General features: G+C 62.5%; 1 protein-coding gene. It reads right to left on the bottom strand.

Annotation, left to right across the window (positions count from 1 at the left end; translation table 11 throughout):
- Window positions 1-216: DUF2345 domain-containing protein (locus tag ACM6IP_RS00970; RefSeq protein WP_414860734.1), on the bottom strand; the 216-nt coding region annotated here is incomplete at both ends.

The raw sequence follows: 216 nt of genomic DNA, 5'->3' as shown, positions 1-216 counted from the left end.
CCGCTTGGCCACGCTGATGTCCGCTTGCGCACCGGCGCTGAGCATCAGGTTGTTTTGCGCGGCCAACTGCAGCTGTTTGCCGCTCGTGAGTGCTATGCCGTGTGGCGCGCTGAGCAACAACACGGACGACTTGAGCTGTTCCAGGTCTTGTTTGAGCAACTGCAATTGCGCCTGTACATCGGCGGGATCGGCGTTGGCGGCCTGGGCATCGGCCGA

This window comes from Pseudomonas sp. IT-P176 (assembly GCF_949767245.1).
Lineage (GTDB): Bacteria > Pseudomonadota > Gammaproteobacteria > Pseudomonadales > Pseudomonadaceae > Aquipseudomonas.
Note: the sequence above shows the minus strand (reverse complement) of the source record. Positions and strands in the feature narration are given on the sequence as shown.